Consider the following 17,666-nt stretch of genomic DNA (forward strand, 5'->3'; position numbering starts at 1 on the left):
TGACCCACCTTCGCGGCCCGACCTGCGCGGCCCGACCTGCGCGGCCCGACCTACGCGGCCCGCTCGCCATATCGGTCGAATTCTCCTAGAATGCGACTCTTTTGTCCCGGAAGGGGCAAATGGCCAGAGGAATAGACATGATGGACGCGGCAACGGTGACGGCATTGCTGGAGGCACACCTTGAAGACTGCGAAATTCGGGTCGAGGGAGAAGGAAACCGCTACGACATCACGGTAATCGGCGAGATTTTCGAGGGCAAGCGCCCGGTGCAGCGCCAGCAGCTGGTGTATGCCGCCCTCAATGAGCAGATAGCCAATGGCAGCATCCACGCGGTGAACATCCGCACCTTCACCCCCGGGCAGCGGCAGGCCGGCGCCTGACGCCAGGCCTCATCAGGAGCATCTAGTGGACAAACTGGCTATTCGCGGCGGGCGGCGCCTGGACGGGGAATTGCGGATCTCCGGGGCGAAGAATGCCGCGCTGCCCATACTCGCGGCCACCCTGCTGACAGAAGACCTTGTCACCATACGCAATCTGCCGCACTTGAATGACATCACAACCATGATCGAGCTGCTGGGGTGTCTGGGCCTTGACCTCACCCTGGATGAAAAGCTCAGCATCGAGGTCAACGCCAGCCACCTGAGCGGGTTTTCGGCGCCCTATGAGTTGGTCAAGACCATGCGCGCCTCGATCCTGGTGCTGGGGCCCATGGTGGCCCGCTTTGGCAAGGCCCGTGTCTCCTTCCCCGGCGGTTGCGCCATTGGCAGCCGCCCTGTCGATCTTCACCTCAAGGGCCTGGAGGCCATGGGCGCGAGTATTTCCGTGGACAACGGCTACATCAATGCCGAGGTTGAGGGGCGCCTGCAGGGTGCCCGCATCGTCATGGAGACCGTTACGGTTGGCGGCACCGAGAATCTCATGATGGCGGCCACGCTCGCCAATGGCCGCACGGTGCTGGAGAATGCCGCCCGCGAGCCCGAGGTAGTGGACCTCGCGGAATGTCTGATTGCAATGGGCGCCCGGATCAGCGGCCACGGCACCGACACCGTGGTCATTGATGGCATCGAGCGCCTGCACGGCTGCGACTACACGGTGATGCCGGACCGCATCGAAACCGGGACCTACCTGGTGGCGGCGGCGGCCACCGGTGGCCGGGTCCTGCTGAAGGGCACCTGCCCCCACACCCTCGAAGTGGTGCTGGCCAAGCTGGAGGAAGCCGGCGCCCGGATAGAGCAGGGCGAGGATTGGGTATCCCTGGACATGGCGGGCAAACGGCCGAGGGCCGTGAGCATCAAGACCGCGCCCTATCCCGGTTTTCCAACCGACATGCAGGCCCAGTTCACCGCCATGAACGCCATTGCCGAGGGCACGGCGACGGTTACGGAAACCGTCTTCGAGAACCGCCTGATCCAGACCCACGAAATGAACCGTATGGGAGCTCACATCGTGATCGAGGGTCACACCGCGATCATCACCGGGCAACCCGGCCTGCAGGGGGCTCCGGTCATGGCCAGTGACCTGCGAGCATCCGCCAGCCTGGTCATTGCCGGCCTGGTCGCCCGGGGTGAGACTGTCATCGACCGCATCTACCACATAGATCGCGGCTACGAGCGCATAGAGGAAAAGCTGCAGACCCTGGGCGCGGATATCCGCCGCCTGTCGAGCTGAGACTGTCATGAACAAGCCGTTGACCATGGCCCTGACCAAGGGCCGCATCCTCGAGGAGACTCTGCCGCTGCTGGCCCGGGCAGGTATAGAGCCGCTGGAGGACATCCACAGCAGCCGCAAGCTGATCTTTGCCACTACCCGCGCCGACCTGCAGCTGGTGGTGATCCGCGGCACCGATGTCCCCACCTATGTGCGTCACGGCGCCGCTGACCTGGGCGTGGTGGGCAAGGATATTCTGCTGGAACACGGCGCCGAGGGCCTGTACGAGCCCCTGGACCTGGGCATAGCCCGCTGCCGTCTGATGACCGCCGGGCCTGTGGGGTGGCAGGGTAGTGGCGCCCGGGTACGGGTTGCCACCAAGTTCGCCAACATCGCCCGGCGCTTTTTTGCTGCCCAGGGTATTCACGCCGACGTTATCAAGCTCTACGGAGCCATGGAATTGGCGCCGATGATGGACCTGGCCGACCTCATCGTCGACATCGTCGATACCGGCAACACGCTGCGTGCCAACGGCATGGAACCGCTGGACGAGATTGCCCGTATCAGTTCCCGCCTGATCGTCAACAAGGCCGCCATGCGTTCTCACTACCGCGCTATCCAGGGTCTGGTTGATCAGCTCGCGGCGGCGACGGGAGGAAGCTGATGCAGCGGTTGTCGACAACAGACGCGGATTTCGCGGCGCGGCTGGCGGCATTGACGGCCTGGGAGGCGGGGCTGGATGCCGCCGTGGAGCAGACCGTCGCCGGCATCCTGGCGGATGTCCGGGCCCGGGGCGATGCGGCCCTGCTTGAGTACACGGCCCGTTTGGACCGCTTGCAGGTGGCCAGCGCCACCGAGCTGGAAATTCCCCGCGAGCGAATCGACGCGGCATTGGCAGCGATTCCGGCTGCGCAGCGCGAGGCGCTGGAGCAGGCCGCCACCCGGGTGCGCAGCTATCACGAGTACCAGCGCCAGGACAGCTGGCAGTATCGCGACGCCGAGGGCAACCTGCTGGGCCAGCAGATCACCGCGCTGGACCGGGTGGGTATTTATGTGCCGGGCGGCAAGGCCAGCTATCCCTCATCGGTGCTGATGAATGCGCTGCCAGCCCATGTTGCCGGCGTCGCTGAAATCATCATGGTGGTGCCGGCGCCCGACGGCGTGCTCAACGACCTGGTACTGGCGGCGGCAGCCATCGCCGGGGTCGACCGAGTTTTCACCCTGGGCGGTGCCCAGGCTGTGGCGGCGTTGACCTACGGCACTGCCACGGTGCCTGCGGTGGACAAGATTGTCGGCCCCGGCAATATTTACGTCGCCACCGCCAAGCGCCAGGTCTTCGGCCGGGTCGGCATCGACATGGTGGCGGGACCGTCCGAGATTCTGGTGATCTGCGACGGCTCCACGGACCCCGACTGGGTGGCGATGGATCTGTTTTCCCAGGCCGAGCATGACGAAAATGCCCAGGCGATCCTGCTGTGCCCCGAAGCCGGCTATCTGGATCAGGTGCAGGAGAGCATTGAGCGCCTGTTGCCCACCATGGAGCGGGCGGACATCATTCGCGCCTCACTGGGGGCACGCGGTGCCATGGTGCTGACCCGTGACCTGGACGAAGCGGTGGCGGTCAGCAACCGGTTGGCGCCGGAACATCTCGAGCTGTCAGTGGCGGACCCGGAGACGTTGTTGCCAGCGGTGCGCCACGCCGGCGCCATCTTCATGGGCCGCTTCACTTCGGAAAGCCTGGGCGACTACTGCGCCGGTCCCAATCACGTGCTGCCGACCTCACGCACGGCGCGTTTCTTCTCCCCATTGGGGGTGTACGACTTCCAGAAGCGCAGTTCGCTGATCATGTGCAGCGAGCAGGGGGTGCAGGCGCTCGGGCGGATCGCTTCCGTGCTGGCCCGGGGCGAGCAGCTGACTGCCCACGCTCGCAGCGCCGAGTACCGCCTGAAGTAACTCTTTGTGTTTCCCCGGGCGCCGGTGCTGTTCCTCACAGCGTTGGTGACTGCCTCAGGGTGCCGACGATGGCCTGCAGGTCCAGTGACTGATTGTTGCGCACCACCGTGATGTCGATCTTGTCGCCCGGCCGCAGCTGGGCGATGCGGTGCATGGTCAGGCGGCCGTCCTGCACCGGTTCCCCGTCGATGTGGGTGATGATGTCCCTGACCTGAATCCCGGCCCGCTGGGCGGGGCTGTCGGCGGCGACGGCGGTAACCTCCAGCAGTTGCAGTCCCGGCCTCTGTTCGTTCAGGCCCCGCACCGGTGCCACGCTCACCCCCAGCCAGCCGCGGATAACCTCGCCGTAGCGAATCAGGTCTGCCATCACAAACTGCGCCAGGTTGGCCGGAATCGCCAGACTGATGCCGATACCGGTTGAGACGCCGCGGGATTGGTCCGCGCCGGTGTAAATCAGCGTATTGATGCCCAACAGCTCGCCCCTGGTGTTGATCAGCGCGCCACCGGAATTGCCCAGGTGAATGATGGCGTCGGTCTGGATGTAATCCTCGTAGACCGACAGCTGCAGGCCATAGCGGCCCAGGGCCGAGACAATCCCCTGGGTGACCGAGTGGCCAAAACCCAGAGGGTTGCCGATCGCCAGCACCACATCCCCCGCCCGGGCGCTGTCGGAATCGGCGATGGCGATAGGCTGCAGGTCGGGTAGCTGCACCTGCAGCACCGCCAGGTCGGTGGCAGGGTCGGTGCCAATGACCACGGCGGTGGCTGAGCGGCCGTCATGCAGCAGAACCTGAATTAATTCAGCTTCGTGGATAACGTGGTTGTTGGTGAGGATGTGGCCCTCCGCGGTCATGATCACGCCGGAGCCCAGGGACCGTTCGATGCGCTGTCGCTGGCCGGGGGGCGGGTCAAAGCGGCGGTTGAGCATCTCGTCCCGCAGCGGGTTGCTGCGGGTGGGAATCAGTTTTGCCGTGTAGATGTTCACGACCGCCGGCGTGGCGCTGCCCACCGCGGTGGCATAGCTTGCCGTGGCGCCGTTGTCGCTCACTGCTGCAGGCCGCGGCAATACCCAGCGGTCCAGGATCAGCAGCGCCGCCAGCAGGCCGGCAATGGCTGGCCAGATCATGAAACGGAGGCTGTTGGTCATAGGGCAGGGCCGTGTGTCGGTACGCGCCTGCATTGTATATGATGAGGAGCGCTACAGCAGCCGTGAACCCGTCATCATCTGGCCCGGACTACATTATGCCTGTCGATCTCCAGCAACTGGTTGCGTATACCGACAACCTGCTGCAAGCCGAACGCTTCGCCGACTACTGCCCCAACGGCCTGCAGGTGCAGGGTCGCTCACAGGTAGAGCGCATCGTCAGTGGGGTAACGGCCTGTCAGCCGCTGTTGGACGCCGCCGCGGAGCTCGGCGCGGACCTGGTGCTGGTGCACCACGGCTTTTTCTGGCGGGGTGAGGCGCAGCCGGTGGTGGGCATGAAGCGACGCCGGCTGGGCAGGCTGTTACTGCACGATATCAGCCTGCTGGCTTACCATCTGCCGCTGGATGCCCACCCGGAGCTGGGCAACAACGCGCAGCTGGGGGAGTTGCTGGGAATTCTCGATCAGCAACCTCTGGACGCGGGCAACCCTGAGGGCGTTGGTTGTATCGGCAGCCTGCCGGCACCGCTGCCGGCTGCTGCCCTGGTGGCGCAACTGGCGACCCTGACCGGGCGCGCGCCGCTGCATATTGGCGACTCCGCCGCACCAGTGCAGCGCATTGCCTGGTGTACCGGTGCAGCCCAGTCCTACATTGGCGCTGCAGTTGCTGCCGGCGCGGACCTGTTCCTCACAGGCGAGGTATCGGAGCAGACAGTGCACATCGCCAGGGAGGAGGGGCTGCAGTTCATCGCCGCGGGCCATCATGCGACGGAGCGCTACGGGGTGCAGGCGCTGGGCGCGCACCTGGCGGCGCGCTTCGGCCTGGAACACCGGTTTGTGGACATCGACAACCCGGCCTGAGCAGAGCCCCTGGTGGCGCTATGTTCGGGCTTGGACGTCTCTGGTCTCGCGGTTGCGGGCGCGGTCAATGCCGAACTCTTCATTGAGCATGCCCGTTTCTTCCGGAGATGACTTGGGGGCATAGTCCAGTGGCGGTTGAATGCGGGCCAGGTGGGCGGGAATCTCGGCGTCATCAGCCCGCCCCTGGAGCCGTCCCAGGGACACCGGGCCACCCTCCTGACACAGGGTCTCGGCGCCGCTGGCCAGATGGTTGTGCACATTGCGGTAGCTGTCGGTCAGGGTATTGAGCAGAGCGGCGGTCTGGGTGAAGTGCTCGACCACGTCTTCTTCATAGGCGCGCTTGTCCTGGGTCAGCTGGTCCAGCTTGCGCTCGGTGTCGCGCAGCCGCTGTCCGTCAGTGGATGTGCTTCGCCCCAGAAGCAAGCCAATGCCGAGGCCGACCAGGAGAGAAATGGCGCCGGTGGCGACCAGGATCGTCAAACTATACACAGGAGTTCCTCTTTCCAGCGTTACGGACCAGACAAGTATACCGAGACCAGGGGGGGCAGGTCTCGCTTTGTCTCAGTTTGCCTTGGTCGCCCCTGTGTTGCCAAGGCCGCGGGGCGCCGTTAGAGTGAGCCGCCCAAACCATCACCGAACTCTACCGGACATTCGCTTGAGCCAGTCATCAATCAGCCCCTGGCAGCGCTACCAGGCCGACCTGCAGCGGGAGGGTTTTTCCCACGACCCCGCCCAGGAGAAGGCTGTGCGCCTGCTGCAGGACTTGTACGAACGTTTGCTGGCGCGTGAGTCGCAGCACCGGCCCTGGTGGCGGCGCTGGCGGCGGCAGCGGCCGGAACCCGAGCGGGGGCTCTACCTCTGGGGCGGTGTCGGTCGCGGCAAGACCTACCTGGTGGACACGTTTTTCGAATGCCTGCCCATCGACGCCAAGCTGCGGGTGCACTTTCACCGCTTCATGCAGCGGGTGCATACCGAGCTCAAGCAGTTGGCGGGGGAGAAGAATCCCCTGCTGCTGGTCGCGGACCGGCTCGCCGGCGAAGCCCGGGTGATCTGCTTCGATGAGTTTTTCGTCACCGATATTGCCGATGCAATGATCCTCGGTGGCCTGATGGAGGCCCTGTTTGCCCGGGGGGTGACCCTGGTGGCAACGTCCAACATCAAGCCCGCCCACCTGTATGAAAACGGCCTGCAGCGGCAGCGCTTCCTGCCGGCCATCGCCCTGCTGGAGCGCTATACGCGGGTGGTGAACGTGGACGCCGGTATCGACTACCGCCTGCGCACCCTGGAGCAGGCCGAACTCTACCATTACCCGCTGGATGAAGACGCAGACCGCAGCCTGCAACAGAGCTTTGAGCGGTTGGCGCCGCACCCGGGGCGGCCCGGCGAGAATCTTTTGATCAATGGTCGCGAGATTCGCTGCCGCAGCCTGGCGGACGATGTCGTCTGGTTCGATTTCGCCGAGCTTTGCGGCGGGCCGCGCTCCCAGAATGACTATATTGAACTGGCCCGGGTTTTCCACGCGGTGGTGCTGTCGGGAGTGCCGGCTCTGGGGGCCGCCAATGACGATGCAGCCCGCCGCTTCGTCAATCTGGTGGACGAGTTCTACGATCGCAACGTAAAACTGGTGATGGCTGCAGACAGGCCCCTGTCCTCCCTGTATGATGGCCGCCGTTTGCAGTTCGAATTCCAGCGCACTGTATCCCGCTTGCAGGAAATGCAGTCCCACGAATATCTGGCCAGGGAGCACCGCCCCTGAGTGCCGCGTTCCGGCGCCGGGTGCCACAGCAGCCCCGAAACCGGGGCGTTGGCGATGATTATTTTTGAGCTTGAAAAGCCGGGTGCGAAGCAGTAGTATTCGCGCTCTCGAAATTGGAGCCCTCCAAGAGGCGTTTATTAATGAAAACTTTTAGTGCCAAAGCCGAAGAAGTGACCCACGACTGGTTCGTGGTGGACGCTTCTGACAAGACCCTGGGGCGCCTGGCCAGCGAAATTGCTCTCCGCCTGCGCGGCAAGCACAAGGCGGAATACACCCCGCACGTCGACACCGGCGATTACATTGTGGTCATCAACGCCGAGAAAGTTCGGGTTACCGGTGCCAAGGCCACAGACAAGCTGTATTACCACCACACTGGCTTCATAGGCGGTATCAAATCGATTTCCTTCGAGAAATTGATCGACAAGGCGCCTGAGCGGGTGCTCCAGACCGCGGTCAAGGGCATGCTGCCCCGCAATCCGCTGGGCCGCGCCATGTTCAAAAAGTTGAAGGTGTATGCGGGTGCCGAGCATCCGCATACTGCGCAGCAGCCGCAAGCACTGAACATCTAACGGAAACTTCTCTATGTCAGCAACCCAATACTACGGTACCGGCCGCCGCAAGACCTCCACGGCGCGCGTGTTCATCCAGAACGGTGGTGGCAACATCACGGTCAACAAGCGCCCTCTCGACCAGTACTTCGGTCGTGAAGTCGCGCGTATGATCGTGCGTCAGCCCCTGGAACTGGTGGAGCTGGTCGACAAGTTCGACGTCAATGTCACGGTGGAAGGCGGTGGCAGCTTTGGCCAGGCCGGCGCTATCCGCCACGGTATTACCCGTGCGCTGATGGACTTCGATGAGTCGCTTCGCGGCACTCTGCGTCGCGCTGGCTACGTGACTCGTGATGCCCGGGAAGTCGAGCGCAAGAAAGTGGGTCTGCGCAAGGCGCGCAAGCGTCCCCAGTACTCCAAGCGCTGATTGTCCGGTTGGCCCTCCGGGCCAGCTGCTGCGTCTCGAAAACGTCCGGTTTGGATTTCAGGCCGGGCGTTTTTTTGTTTTTAGAAACAGGCACTTGCGCACGCTTCCCGGGTTCTCGGCAGGGCTTTACCTTGTCATGGGCGGGCAAAGTCATTACTATTTGCGGCATTTTTCGCGAAGTGGTACCTACGGTTTGTCAGCCCTGTGCGACCGGCCGGTAATCAGGAGAAAGAAGCATGAGTAGCGATGGCGTGAATACCGGCAGGAGACGCTTCCTGACGGCCGCGACGAGCGTAGTTGGCGTCGCTGGCGCTGTAGGGATAGCGGTACCCTTTGTCGGGTCATGGAACCCGTCGGCCAAGGCCAAGGCAGCCGGGGCGCCGGTGAAGGCGGACATCAGCAAACTGGAGCCCGGCCAGATGGTGGTGGTCGAGTGGCGCGGCAAGCCGGTCTATGTGGTTTATCGGACTGAGGACCAGCTCGCCGACCTCGACAAGCTGACCGATGAGCTGAAGGACCCGGATTCATCAGAAGCCAAGCAGCCTGAGTACGTTGACGGCGCCGCTCGGGCCCGTCCTGTCCGCCCCGAGATCTTTGTCGCTGAGGGCCTGTGCACTCACCTGGGTTGTGCGCCCAAGTATCGCCCCGAAGTCGGCGCTGCGGATCTCGGTGGTGACGAGTGGCTGGGCGGGTTCTTCTGTCCCTGTCACGGTTCCAAGTTCGATCTTTCCGGGCGCGTCTACAACGGTGCCCCGGCATCAGCCAATCTGGTGATTCCGTCCTACTTTTACGAGAGCGAGAATGTCATGGTAATCGGCATGGACGCGGAGGCAGCCTGATGAACAATATGCTTGTTGGATTGCGAGACTGGGTAGACGAGCGTCTGCCTATCGTGCGCGCCTGGAACACCCACATGGGCCAGTACTACGCGCCCAAGAACTTCAACCTCTGGTACTACTTCGGCGTGCTCTCCCTGCTGGTCCTGGTCAACCAGTTGCTGACCGGCATCTGGCTGACCATGAACTACACTCCCAGCGCCGAGGAGGCCTTCGCCTCCGTCGAGTACATCATGCGCGATGTCGATTACGGCTGGATGCTGCGCTACATGCACTCCACCGGTGCCTCTGCATTCTTTGTGGTGGTCTATCTGCACATGTTCCGCGCCCTGATCTACGGTTCCTACAAGAAACCGCGCGAGCTGATCTGGATTTTCGGCATGCTGATCTTCGTGGTGCTGATGGCGGAAGCCTTTGTGGGCTACGTGCTGCCCTGGGGCCAGATGTCCTACTGGGGCGCACAGGTCATTATCTCCCTGTTTGGCGCCATTCCGGTAGTCGGTGAGGATCTGGTGACCTGGATCCGCGGTGATTACCTGATTTCCGGGGTCACCCTGAACCGCTTCTTCGCCCTGCATGTCGTTGCCCTGCCCATCGTGTTGCTGGCACTGGTGGTCTTGCACCTGCTCGCGCTGCACGAAGTGGGCTCCAACAACCCCGACGGCGTCGAGATCAAAAAGAAAAAGGGCCCCGACGGCATCCCGCTGGATGGCGTGGCGTTCCACCCCTACTACACGGTGCATGACCTGCAGGCGATAGGCGTATTCCTGTTCATTTTCTGCGCAGTGATGTTCTTCATGCCGGAAATGGGCGGGTATTTCCTCGAGTACGCCAACTTCGAGGAGGCCAATCCGCTGAAGACCCCGAATCACATTGCCCCGGTGTGGTACTTCACTCCGTTCTACTCTGTCCTGCGCGCGGTGCCGGACAAGTTCTGGGGCTTCATCGCCTTTGCCGCCTCGGTGGCGATTCCGTTCCTGCTGCCCTGGCTGGACCGCAACCCGGTCAAGTCATGGCGCTATCGCGGCAACCTGAACAAGATCATGCTGATTTTGTTTGTCGCCTCCTTCCTGATACTCGGCGTGCTGGGTGTCAAGGCGCCGACCCCGGAGCGGACCTTCCTGGCCCAGGTCTGCTCGGTGTTCTACTTTGCCTTCTTCCTGCTGATGCCGATCTGGTCGACGCTGGACAAGACCAAGCCCGTGCCTGAGCGGGTGACCATGGATGGCGGTATAGGCGTCTGGGGCAGTCTGGCTGGCCTGGCGCTGATTCTGGCGCTGACCATCCTGCCGCTGAAAGCGGTGGGTGCCACCGGTGAGTATGACTGCGGGTCGATTCCCTGCGACGAGATCAGCGTCGACCCGGCGGACAAGCCCTCGCTGCAGAATGGCGCCAAGCTGTACATGAACTACTGCATGGCTTGCCACTCGATGAAGTTCTCGCGCTACAATCGCGTGGCGGCCGACCTCGACATTCCGGAAGACCTGTTCGCGGATAACCTGATTTTCGACCCGGAGGTACGCATCGGGTCGCTGATGAATAACGCCATGGATGATGCGCTGTCCAAGGTCTGGTTCGGTGTTACCCCGCCGGACCTGACGCTGGTGGCCCGGGCCCGCCAGTCCGACTGGCTGTATACCTATCTGCGCACCTTCTACCGCGACGACAGTCGCCCCTACGGAGTCAACAACAAGGTGTTCAAGGACGTGGGTATGCCCCATGTTCTGCTGGAGCTGCAGGGCCTGCAGGAGTGCGCCATGGGTCCGGTGAAGGCGGACAACGGTGGGGTCAAGCGCGACCCGCTGACCGGCGACGCCATGCTGGAAGAGCCCTGTGGCCAGCTTACCCTGGCCAGCGAAGGAACCATGACGCCGGAAGAGTTTGACGGCGCGATGTACGATCTGGTCAACTTTCTCGCCTACACTGCGGAGCCGATGGCGGCCGAGCGCAAGCGTATCGGCATTTACGCGCTGTTGTTTATCGCCCTGTTCTTTATCTTTGCCTGGCTGCTGAACCGCGAGTACTGGAAAGATATACACTGATTCCCCCCGGGCCGTGGCCGCGAGGTCATGGCCCCTCACTGTTCTGGACTGCACTATGAAACGAGTTGATGAAAACGCAATGGGAGCCGTCGCGAAGCGGTCTTCCATGACTTTCTTTTCCGACAGCACCAGCCAGTACAGTCACCGGGTCCGCATCGTACTCGCGGAAAAGGGGGTGACCGTGGACATGATCGAATCCGACAGTGCGCACCCGCCGGCGGAACTGGCTGACCTGAACCCCTACAATTCCCTGCCTACCCTGGTAGACCGGGATCTGGTGCTCTATGAATCCAAGGTGATGATGGAGTATCTGGATGAGCGCTTCCCGCACCCGCCGCTGCTGCCAGTATATCCAGTGGCACGAGCCGAAAGCCGCCTGTATATCTACCGGATAGAAAAGGACTGGTGTTCCCTGGTGGACTCCATCCTCCACTCCCGCAGCGACAATGTGGTCAGCAAGGCTATCAAGGAATTGCGCGAGGGCATTCTCGGCATAGCGCCTATCTTCGCCGAGAAGCCGTTCTTCATGAGCGAAGAATTTACCCTGGTGGACTGCTGCCTCGCCCCCGTGCTCTGGCGCTTGCCATCACTGGGCATCGATATTCGGCCCGGCAAGCAGTCCAAGCCGCTGCTGGCTTACATGGATTCCCTGTTCAACCGGGAATCTTTCCAGGAAAGCCTGTCCGAGCAAGAGCGCGAGATGCGCTTGTAGCGCGTTGCCCTGCCCATGAAGACCACCTCCAGCATGTCCGCCAGTCGCCCGTATATCATGCGGGCGCTCTATGAGTGGATCGTCGACAACGACTGTACGCCCTACCTGCTGGTGGACGCCGCGCGGCCGGGTGTCGAAGTCCCCACCCAGTATGTCAAGGATGGCCAGATCGTGCTGAATGTCAGTCCGAGTGCGGTAATCGATCTGCTGATCGGGAACGAGTGGGTGAGCTTCAATGGCCGTTTCGGCGGAGCCCCGACGGATATTCTGGTCCCGGTAACGGCGATCATCGGGATCTACGCCCGTGAGAACGGGCAGGGGATGGTATTCGAACCCGAGGAGTCGCCGGAGAGCCCGGACGATCCCCCCGGGGGCGATAACGGCCCGACCGCGGGCAAGCCCGAGGCCAGGCCGGCGCTGAAGATCGTCAAATAGCGCTGTGCCGCATGTCCCGCCCGCTCAGGGCAGATTTTCAAACAGCTGTACTACGCGAGCCACACCGGTAACGGAAGCGGCCACATCGGCAATCCGGCGAGCTTCCGCCTCTGACACCAGCCCCATCAGGTAGACCACGCTGTTCTCGGTCACGACCTTGGTGCGCCTTCCGGGAGTGTCGAAGTTGGCGAGCAGCCAGGATTTGATCTTGGTGGTAATCCAGCCGTCGCGGGTGCGAGTCAGGGCACTCGTGGCCGGTCCGATCTCCAGCTCGTTGTAGATCCGGCGAACACCCTGGATCTTGCGCAGCTCCTCCGCTGCCAAGGTCTTGAGCCGCTCGTTGTCCACTTGCCCCGCCAGCAGCACGAAGCCGTTGTAGCTTACCGCGATCACATGGGCCTCATCGAAGCCCGGGTCCGCAGCGTTGATGTTGACGATTGCCTTGATTTCGATGCTCTCATCTTCCAACTGCTGGGCAATGGTGCGGCGGCTGGGATCTTCTTCAATGGGATCGGCTTCGACCGAGGCAAGCATGCTGCCACAGCCGCTGGCAAAGACACTGCCGAGGAGGATGATAAAGGGCGCGATCAGTTTCATGATGAGCTTCCGTTGTGGTTTCCAAACAGGTTGTGGTCAAGCAACTCGCACAGCAGGTGAATGACCATGGTGTGTAACTCTGTAACCCTGGGGCGCCGTTCTGCGCTGCAATTGATGGCAACGTCATCACCCCGCAGAAGCTCCGCCAGGGCGGGATCCGCGGTGTTGGACAGTGCCACCACCACCATGTTCCGGTCGTGGGCGGCCTGGGCGGCGCGCAGCACACTGCCGGGGACGGTGCCGCTGCTGATGCAGACCAGGGTGTCGCCGGGCTGGCCCAGCGCGCGCACCTGGCGGGCATAGATGTCGTTGAAGCCCTGCTGGCTGGCGATGCCGGTGACGCTGCTGCTGTCGCCTGCGAGCGCCATTGCCGGCAGCGCGGGGCGGTCCTGTTCAAAGCAGCCCAGCAGGGTGCCGGTCAGCAGCTGGCTCAAGCTGGCGTCGGCGCCGTTGCCACAGGCCATGATCTTGCCGTCGGCCAGCAAGGTCGTCGTCATCCGCCCGGCGGCCTGCTGGATGGGGACGGCGAGATCGTCCACCGCCATGGCGACCGTGCTGATGACCTCTTGGAAATTTTCGGCGATAAGCTGGTAGTCGTCATCCATGGGCCGGGTCCGGGGTGGGCGTGTCAGGCGGTAAAGGCACTGCGAATCCAGCGTAGCTCTGCATCCTCGCCGGATTGTCGCGGGTCGAAGGCGATGACGTCAAATCTGCAGGCGAAATTTTGTTGCTTGCCGGCGCTGCGCAGGTATAGCGCTGCTGCGCGCAGCAGCTTCTGCTGCTTGCGCCGGTCCACGGAGGCCGCGGCTGAAGCGAAGCGACGATTGCTGCGCGCGCGTACCTCAATAAAAACCAGCTGGCCGTGGTCCTCGGCAATGATGTCGACCTCACCCACCTTGCAGCGGTAGTTGCGCTGCAGAATCCGCCAGCCCCGCGCCTGCACCCACTCCGCCGCCCGCTCCTCGAAACTGTAGCCCTGTGCCAGCATGGGTAACATCCCCCGAAAACCTGCAGTCTAAATCAGGGGCGGGTCAGTTCGCTGCCATCAAATGTGGCCAGTTCCGGCTCGCGAAGAATACGCAGGCCGGGATCCAGCCGCAGCAGGCCGGTGCTGCCACGGATCAGGGTATCGGCGCCGCCCTGCAACTGGGCGAAGCGCGCCTGCAACAGCCAGGCGTCGGCGCCGAGGGCGTTGAGCCGGGAAAAATCGTCACTGCCGGTGCCGCCTGCGGCGATGGCAACCCGCAGCGACGGATTGCTCCCCAGCAGCCAGGGCAGCTCCACCAGGCGGGCGCCACTGAGGTCCCGGTTGCGCGGGTCGGGGAGGCCGCCGTAAATGCTCGAGGTGGCATAGACGGGCAGGGTGCCGGCATAGTGGAAGGCCAGCAGGGGTTTCAGGGAGCGCGCCTCGGCAGGGGTGCCGGCCAGCAGGAACACGACATCGATATCCTGGCGGCGGCGCGCGGTGAATTCGATATTGGCCGCCAGCATGCTGCGAATGTCTCGCGCCCGCTGCTCACTGGCGCCGAGATTGAGCGCATGCTTGATCTGGTCGGAATAGGCCTCCGGGGAGCTGTAGCTTGCCGTGGTAGCGATGCTGCCACCCAGTGCCTGCCAGCGTTGCCGCAGCACCTCTTCCAGGCGGGCGCCGCGGGCACCGGCGGGACGCAGCACCAGCGCCCGACGCGCGCCCTGGCCAAAGGCCAGTTCGGCTATGCGCGCAGCGTCATCTTCCGGGGCCAGCGACAGTTGCACCAGTGCGCTGACATCCTGTTTGACCGGCTGGTCAATGCGGTTCAGCGCCAGCACCGGCACCGGTCGCTGGTTCAGCTGGCCCAGCTCGGTAACCCCCTCCTTGCTCAGGGGGCCGATTACCAGGTCCGCGCGGTTGGCTACTGCGTGCTGGTAAGCGGCGACCGCGGAGGGAAACTCGTCGGTGTCCACAAACGCCACCTCGTGGCTGGCGCCCCCCCGGGCGCGGGCCGCGTAATGATGCGCCAGGTAGCCGTCCCGCACTGCCCTGGCCGCGGGTTCCAGAGGACCGCCGAAAGGCAGCAGCAGCGCTACCTTCTGCAAGGGCTGCAGCGCCTCCGCGAGGAACTCCAGTCCCCCGGGCAGCGGCGCGGCTGCTGCGTGTTCGGGGTGTTCCCGGCGCCACTGCTGCAGGCCTGTCTGCAACTCCGCGACGCTGCCCGCGGTGGCGTTGAGCAGGGCCAACTGCAGCCACCCCCGCCAGTCCGGTGCGTCCGCCTGGTTCAGGGCTGCCGCAAGGTCGGCTTCCCGGAGCCGGTTCAGGTCCCGCCAGATCTCGCGCTGCAGAATGGTGTCGCCCGCGCCCTGGCCGAGCTGGCGCACTCCGATCCGGGCACTCTCCAGCCAGCGCCCCGCGGACGCCGCAATCTGGCGGGCAAAGTCATCCCGCTGCAACAGCAGCGCTCTTGCGACCTCTGCGTCGGGAATGCCCTGCAACAGGCGCTCAACCCGGGCTAAGTCTCCGCGCAGGAACGCTGCCCGGGCCAACAGATAGTCCCGGCGCCCGGTCTCGTTGGCATTCAAGGGCGGTTCCAGCGCAGCCAGAGTCTGCTCCGCCTGCATCCAGTCAAAGCCGGCGAGGGCAGACCGGGCCGAGGAGAATACTGCATCCCAGCGGCTGCTGGGCATCTGCGGCGGTTCGACCGCCACAGGCTCGGCGGCTACCTCGGGTGCCACAGCGGGCTCCTGTTCCGGCACCGGTGCCGGTGGTGCTCCGGCACAGCCTGCCAGCAGTGCCAGGATCAGAGCCGGCCAAAGCCTGTCTGCGGTGCGTATGCGCTTGGTGATCAACGAGGTCATGGTATCCTTCCGGACCGGGTGAGGCGGCGCCTGCCGACTGCACAGAAACCAACAGGCAGACATTATAAGGCCAGGGCTACTGCCCTGACCCAGAATGTGTCGATATTCAGGAGGCAGGGTACTAGCAGTGGAATCAGGACTATATGTTGTTGCCACGCCGATCGGCAACCTGGGCGATATTTCACAGCGCGCGCTTGCGGTGCTGGCAGCCGCCGACCTGGTGGCCGCGGAGGATACCCGCCACAGCGCCCGTCTGCTACAGCACTATAGCATCGACGTGCCGCTGCAAGCCTATCACGATCACAGCAACGCGCGCGCCCAGGCCCGGATCATGGCTTGCCTGGAGGCCAGCGGCGTGGTTGTGCTGGTGTCAGACGCCGGCACTCCGCTGATCTCTGACCCGGGTTACCGGCTGGTGCGGGAGGCCCAGGAGCAGGGCTACCGGGTCATTCCGATACCCGGAGCCTGTGCCGCCATCGCCGCCCTCAGCGCTTCGGGCCTGCCTACCGACCGCTTCCTGTTCGAGGGGTTCCTGCCGGCCAAGGCCGGCGCCCGGGCCGCCCGCCTGCAGGCACTGGCCACGGAAACCGCCACCCTGGTGTTCTACGAGGCGCCGCACCGGGTCGCCGAGACCCTCGAGGCCATGGTCGTGGCCTTCGGCGCGGAGCGCGAGGCCCTGCTGGCCCGGGAGCTGACCAAGACCTTCGAGACCCTCCGCCGCGCACCGCTGGCCGAACTCGCCGCCTTCGTGGCCGCGGACAGCAATCAGCAGCGCGGCGAGATAGTGCTCGCGGTCAGCGGCTCCCGTGGGCATGACCAGGAGCTCACTCCCGACATCACCCGCCTGCTGCTGCGCCTCGTCGCCGAACTCCCCGCCAGGCGCGCCTCGGCCGTGGTTGCCGACCTCACCGGGTTGCGCAAGAAGGTTCTGTACGACTTTCTCCTGGAGCAGAAGGACTGAATTCGCCGGGCTGGGTGCGATGGGTCGCCCGCCTTGGGGGACGGGTCGCCCGGCGCGGTAGCCGGCATCGGGTCGAAAGGGGCAGGCCCCGCTGCCGGCCACCCCGCCGGGCTCCCTCCACCTTGGGCGCCAATTCTCGATCCTTGTCTACGGTTGGGGCGAGGCGTCGCCCACCTTGGGTGCGAGTTCTGGCTCTCTCCGGTCCAACGCAGGGCCCCTGCTCCCAAGAGGTGAAGTTTGTGTTGCTCAGGGGGAGTGCAGCGGGTAGGCTTGCCGCCGAGTCGGTCAGGCGATCGCCTCTGGTTTCGGCCAGGGGAGGAAAGTCCGGGCTCCATAGGGCAGGGTGCCAGGTAACGCCTGGGGGGCGTGAGCCTACGGAAAGTGCAACAGAAAGTATACCGCCCGGCTTCGGCCAGGTAAGGGTGAAATGGTGCGGTAAGAGCGCACCGCGCGGCTGGTAACAGGCGTGGCGATGGCAAACCCCACTCGGAGCAAGACCAAATAGGAATCCGTATGCTGCGGCCCGCAGTGGATTCGGGTAGGTCGCTACAGGCCGGCGGCGACGCCGGTCGCAGATGAATGATCGTCCTCGACAGAACCCGGCTTATCGACCGACTCTTTTTCTTCCGTTCGCCCCGGTGCCGCCTGACGGCACTGGGGACGCCGCGTCGCATATGATTTTTTCTGCTAACGCGACCCCTCTGGGATAAACAAAAAGCCTTTAACTTAAAGTGAATCCTCAACACATGATGTTACCGTCATGTTTTGTGTAATTATTTGCTTCCCGCTACCCTGATCTTGCTCCTCCAAGACACCAGCAAACTGCGCTAATTAGCTGAAATTAAAACGTTTTTCTCGAGACCCTCGCTTGACACCCGGATCGACGCAGACCTATAGTGTTGAAAAGTGGGAATAA

General features: G+C 63.7%; 19 protein-coding genes and 1 other RNA gene. 14 read left to right on the forward strand and 6 right to left on the reverse strand.

Annotated features, from left to right (window positions below):
- Nucleotides 1-119: 119 nt before the first annotated feature.
- From Q6D67_RS06605 to hisD, 4 genes are read left to right on the forward strand one after another with little or no spacing between them, the layout of a single operon-like run.
- Nucleotides 120-380: a BolA family protein gene (locus Q6D67_RS06605; RefSeq protein WP_304704796.1), complete on the forward strand. Its 261-nt coding sequence runs from the start codon at nucleotides 120-122 to the stop codon at nucleotides 378-380.
- 25 nt (nucleotides 381-405) lie between these two features.
- Nucleotides 406-1,668: a UDP-N-acetylglucosamine 1-carboxyvinyltransferase gene (murA, locus tag Q6D67_RS06610; protein ID WP_304704797.1), complete on the forward strand. Its 1,263-nt coding sequence runs from the start codon at nucleotides 406-408 to the stop codon at nucleotides 1,666-1,668.
- Between the two features lie 7 nt (nucleotides 1,669-1,675).
- Entirely contained in the window at nucleotides 1,676-2,311 is a 636-nt protein-coding gene (gene hisG, locus Q6D67_RS06615) for an ATP phosphoribosyltransferase (RefSeq protein WP_304704798.1), read from the forward strand.
- Complete coding sequence (hisD, locus tag Q6D67_RS06620) at nucleotides 2,311-3,600, forward strand: histidinol dehydrogenase (RefSeq protein WP_304704799.1); 1,290 nt, start codon at nucleotides 2,311-2,313, stop codon at nucleotides 3,598-3,600. The genes hisG and hisD overlap by 1 nt, the downstream gene beginning before the upstream one ends.
- 34 nt (nucleotides 3,601-3,634) lie before the next feature.
- Here the strand turns inward: hisD and Q6D67_RS06625 are convergent, their stop codons facing one another.
- Nucleotides 3,635-4,747 carry a S1C family serine protease gene (locus Q6D67_RS06625; RefSeq protein WP_304704800.1) on the reverse strand — a complete coding sequence of 371 codons (1,113 nt, stop codon included), beginning with the start codon at nucleotides 4,745-4,747 and terminating at the stop codon, nucleotides 3,635-3,637.
- 95 nt (nucleotides 4,748-4,842) lie between these two features.
- On the opposite strand from Q6D67_RS06625, the gene Q6D67_RS06630 reads away from it, so the two are divergent.
- Nucleotides 4,843-5,604 carry a Nif3-like dinuclear metal center hexameric protein gene (locus Q6D67_RS06630; protein ID WP_304704801.1) on the forward strand — a complete coding sequence of 254 codons (762 nt, stop codon included), beginning with the start codon at nucleotides 4,843-4,845 and terminating at the stop codon, nucleotides 5,602-5,604.
- 18 nt (nucleotides 5,605-5,622) lie between these two features.
- Here Q6D67_RS06630 and Q6D67_RS06635 read toward each other — a convergent pair whose 3' ends face one another.
- Nucleotides 5,623-6,093 (reverse strand): YhcB family protein, encoded by a 471-nt coding sequence (locus Q6D67_RS06635; RefSeq protein WP_304704802.1) that lies wholly within the window; start codon nucleotides 6,091-6,093, stop codon nucleotides 5,623-5,625.
- A 181-nt stretch (nucleotides 6,094-6,274) separates the two neighbouring features.
- On the opposite strand from Q6D67_RS06635, the gene zapE reads away from it, so the two are divergent.
- The 7 genes from zapE to Q6D67_RS06670 all read left to right on the forward strand — a co-directional run bounded on the left by zapE (nucleotide 6,275) and on the right by Q6D67_RS06670 (nucleotide 12,360).
- A complete protein-coding gene (gene zapE, locus Q6D67_RS06640; RefSeq protein ID WP_304704934.1) occupies nucleotides 6,275-7,360 on the forward strand; it encodes a cell division protein ZapE in 1,086 nt (361 codons plus the stop codon).
- 140 nt (nucleotides 7,361-7,500) lie between these two features.
- Nucleotides 7,501-7,929 (forward strand): 50S ribosomal protein L13, encoded by a 429-nt coding sequence (rplM, locus tag Q6D67_RS06645; RefSeq protein ID WP_304704803.1) that lies wholly within the window; start codon nucleotides 7,501-7,503, stop codon nucleotides 7,927-7,929.
- Between the two features lie 13 nt (nucleotides 7,930-7,942).
- Complete coding sequence (gene rpsI, locus Q6D67_RS06650; RefSeq protein WP_304704804.1) at nucleotides 7,943-8,335, forward strand: 30S ribosomal protein S9; 393 nt, start codon at nucleotides 7,943-7,945, stop codon at nucleotides 8,333-8,335.
- Between the two features lie 236 nt (nucleotides 8,336-8,571).
- The gene (gene petA, locus Q6D67_RS06655; protein WP_304704805.1) at nucleotides 8,572-9,174 is read left to right on the forward strand and encodes a ubiquinol-cytochrome c reductase iron-sulfur subunit; all 603 of its coding nucleotides are present in this window, start codon (nucleotides 8,572-8,574) and stop codon (nucleotides 9,172-9,174) included.
- Nucleotides 9,174-11,213, forward strand: a complete 2,040-nt coding sequence (locus tag Q6D67_RS06660; RefSeq protein WP_304704806.1) for a ubiquinol-cytochrome c reductase — start codon at nucleotides 9,174-9,176, stop codon at nucleotides 11,211-11,213. The genes petA and Q6D67_RS06660 overlap by 1 nt, the downstream gene beginning before the upstream one ends.
- Before the next feature lie 79 nt (nucleotides 11,214-11,292).
- A complete protein-coding gene (locus Q6D67_RS06665; protein ID WP_304704935.1) occupies nucleotides 11,293-11,925 on the forward strand; it encodes a glutathione S-transferase N-terminal domain-containing protein in 633 nt (210 codons plus the stop codon).
- Nucleotides 11,926-11,958: 33 nt separating this feature from the next.
- Nucleotides 11,959-12,360 carry a ClpXP protease specificity-enhancing factor gene (locus tag Q6D67_RS06670; protein ID WP_304704936.1) on the forward strand — a complete coding sequence of 134 codons (402 nt, stop codon included), beginning with the start codon at nucleotides 11,959-11,961 and terminating at the stop codon, nucleotides 12,358-12,360.
- A gap of 24 nt (nucleotides 12,361-12,384) precedes the next feature.
- On the opposite strand, the gene Q6D67_RS06675 is transcribed toward Q6D67_RS06670, so the two are convergent.
- Genes Q6D67_RS06675 through Q6D67_RS06690 form a run of 4 tightly spaced genes read right to left on the reverse strand, consistent with a single transcriptional unit; the run spans nucleotide 12,385 to nucleotide 15,789 of the window.
- On the reverse strand, nucleotides 12,385-12,957 hold the full coding sequence (locus Q6D67_RS06675; RefSeq protein WP_304704807.1) for a BON domain-containing protein: 573 nt from the start codon (nucleotides 12,955-12,957) through the stop codon (nucleotides 12,385-12,387).
- Nucleotides 12,954-13,562: an SIS domain-containing protein gene (locus tag Q6D67_RS06680; RefSeq protein WP_304704808.1), complete on the reverse strand. Its 609-nt coding sequence runs from the start codon at nucleotides 13,560-13,562 to the stop codon at nucleotides 12,954-12,956. Before Q6D67_RS06680 ends, Q6D67_RS06675 begins: the two co-directional genes overlap by 4 nt.
- A gap of 23 nt (nucleotides 13,563-13,585) precedes the next feature.
- The gene (locus tag Q6D67_RS06685; RefSeq protein ID WP_304704809.1) at nucleotides 13,586-13,945 is read right to left on the reverse strand and encodes a YraN family protein; all 360 of its coding nucleotides are present in this window, start codon (nucleotides 13,943-13,945) and stop codon (nucleotides 13,586-13,588) included.
- A 32-nt stretch (nucleotides 13,946-13,977) separates the two neighbouring features.
- Entirely contained in the window at nucleotides 13,978-15,789 is a 1,812-nt protein-coding gene (locus Q6D67_RS06690) for a penicillin-binding protein activator (RefSeq protein WP_304704810.1), read from the reverse strand.
- Nucleotides 15,790-15,883: 94 nt separating this feature from the next.
- On the opposite strand from Q6D67_RS06690, the gene rsmI reads away from it, so the two are divergent.
- Entirely contained in the window at nucleotides 15,884-16,750 is an 867-nt protein-coding gene (gene rsmI / locus Q6D67_RS06695) for a 16S rRNA (cytidine(1402)-2'-O)-methyltransferase (RefSeq protein ID WP_304704811.1), read from the forward strand.
- 277 nt (nucleotides 16,751-17,027) lie between these two features.
- Nucleotides 17,028-17,373: RNase P RNA component class A (gene rnpB, locus Q6D67_RS06700), an RNA gene on the forward strand.
- The last annotated feature ends 293 nt before the right edge of the window (nucleotides 17,374-17,666 follow it).

Origin of the sequence: Haliea sp. E1-2-M8 (genome assembly GCF_030649675.1) — a bacterium.
Lineage (GTDB): Bacteria > Pseudomonadota > Gammaproteobacteria > Pseudomonadales > Halieaceae > Haliea.

Excerpts from the sequence above, each read along its gene's own strand:
- Q6D67_RS06605 (WP_304704796.1), top strand. The coding sequence starts at position 120 with ATGGCCAGAGGAATAGACATGATGGACGCGGCAACGGTGACGGCATTG.
- hisG (WP_304704798.1), top strand. The coding sequence starts at position 1,676 with ATGAACAAGCCGTTGACCATGGCCCTGACCAAGGGCCGCATCCTCGAG.
- hisD (WP_304704799.1), top strand. The coding sequence starts at position 2,311 with ATGCAGCGGTTGTCGACAACAGACGCGGATTTCGCGGCGCGGCTGGCG.
- Q6D67_RS06625 (WP_304704800.1), bottom strand. The coding sequence starts at position 4,747 with ATGACCAACAGCCTCCGTTTCATGATCTGGCCAGCCATTGCCGGCCTG.
- Q6D67_RS06630 (WP_304704801.1), top strand. The coding sequence starts at position 4,843 with ATGCCTGTCGATCTCCAGCAACTGGTTGCGTATACCGACAACCTGCTG.
- rplM (WP_304704803.1), top strand. The coding sequence starts at position 7,501 with ATGAAAACTTTTAGTGCCAAAGCCGAAGAAGTGACCCACGACTGGTTC.
- rpsI (WP_304704804.1), top strand. The coding sequence starts at position 7,943 with ATGTCAGCAACCCAATACTACGGTACCGGCCGCCGCAAGACCTCCACG.
- petA (WP_304704805.1), top strand. The coding sequence starts at position 8,572 with ATGAGTAGCGATGGCGTGAATACCGGCAGGAGACGCTTCCTGACGGCC.
- Q6D67_RS06660 (WP_304704806.1), top strand. The coding sequence starts at position 9,174 with ATGAACAATATGCTTGTTGGATTGCGAGACTGGGTAGACGAGCGTCTG.
- Q6D67_RS06665 (WP_304704935.1), top strand. The coding sequence starts at position 11,293 with ATGGGAGCCGTCGCGAAGCGGTCTTCCATGACTTTCTTTTCCGACAGC.
- Q6D67_RS06670 (WP_304704936.1), top strand. The coding sequence starts at position 11,959 with ATGTCCGCCAGTCGCCCGTATATCATGCGGGCGCTCTATGAGTGGATC.
- Q6D67_RS06675 (WP_304704807.1), bottom strand. The coding sequence starts at position 12,957 with ATGAAACTGATCGCGCCCTTTATCATCCTCCTCGGCAGTGTCTTTGCC.
- Q6D67_RS06680 (WP_304704808.1), bottom strand. The coding sequence starts at position 13,562 with ATGGATGACGACTACCAGCTTATCGCCGAAAATTTCCAAGAGGTCATC.
- Q6D67_RS06685 (WP_304704809.1), bottom strand. The coding sequence starts at position 13,945 with ATGCTGGCACAGGGCTACAGTTTCGAGGAGCGGGCGGCGGAGTGGGTG.
- Q6D67_RS06690 (WP_304704810.1), bottom strand. The coding sequence starts at position 15,789 with ATGACCTCGTTGATCACCAAGCGCATACGCACCGCAGACAGGCTTTGG.
- rsmI (WP_304704811.1), top strand. The coding sequence starts at position 15,884 with ATGTGTCGATATTCAGGAGGCAGGGTACTAGCAGTGGAATCAGGACTA.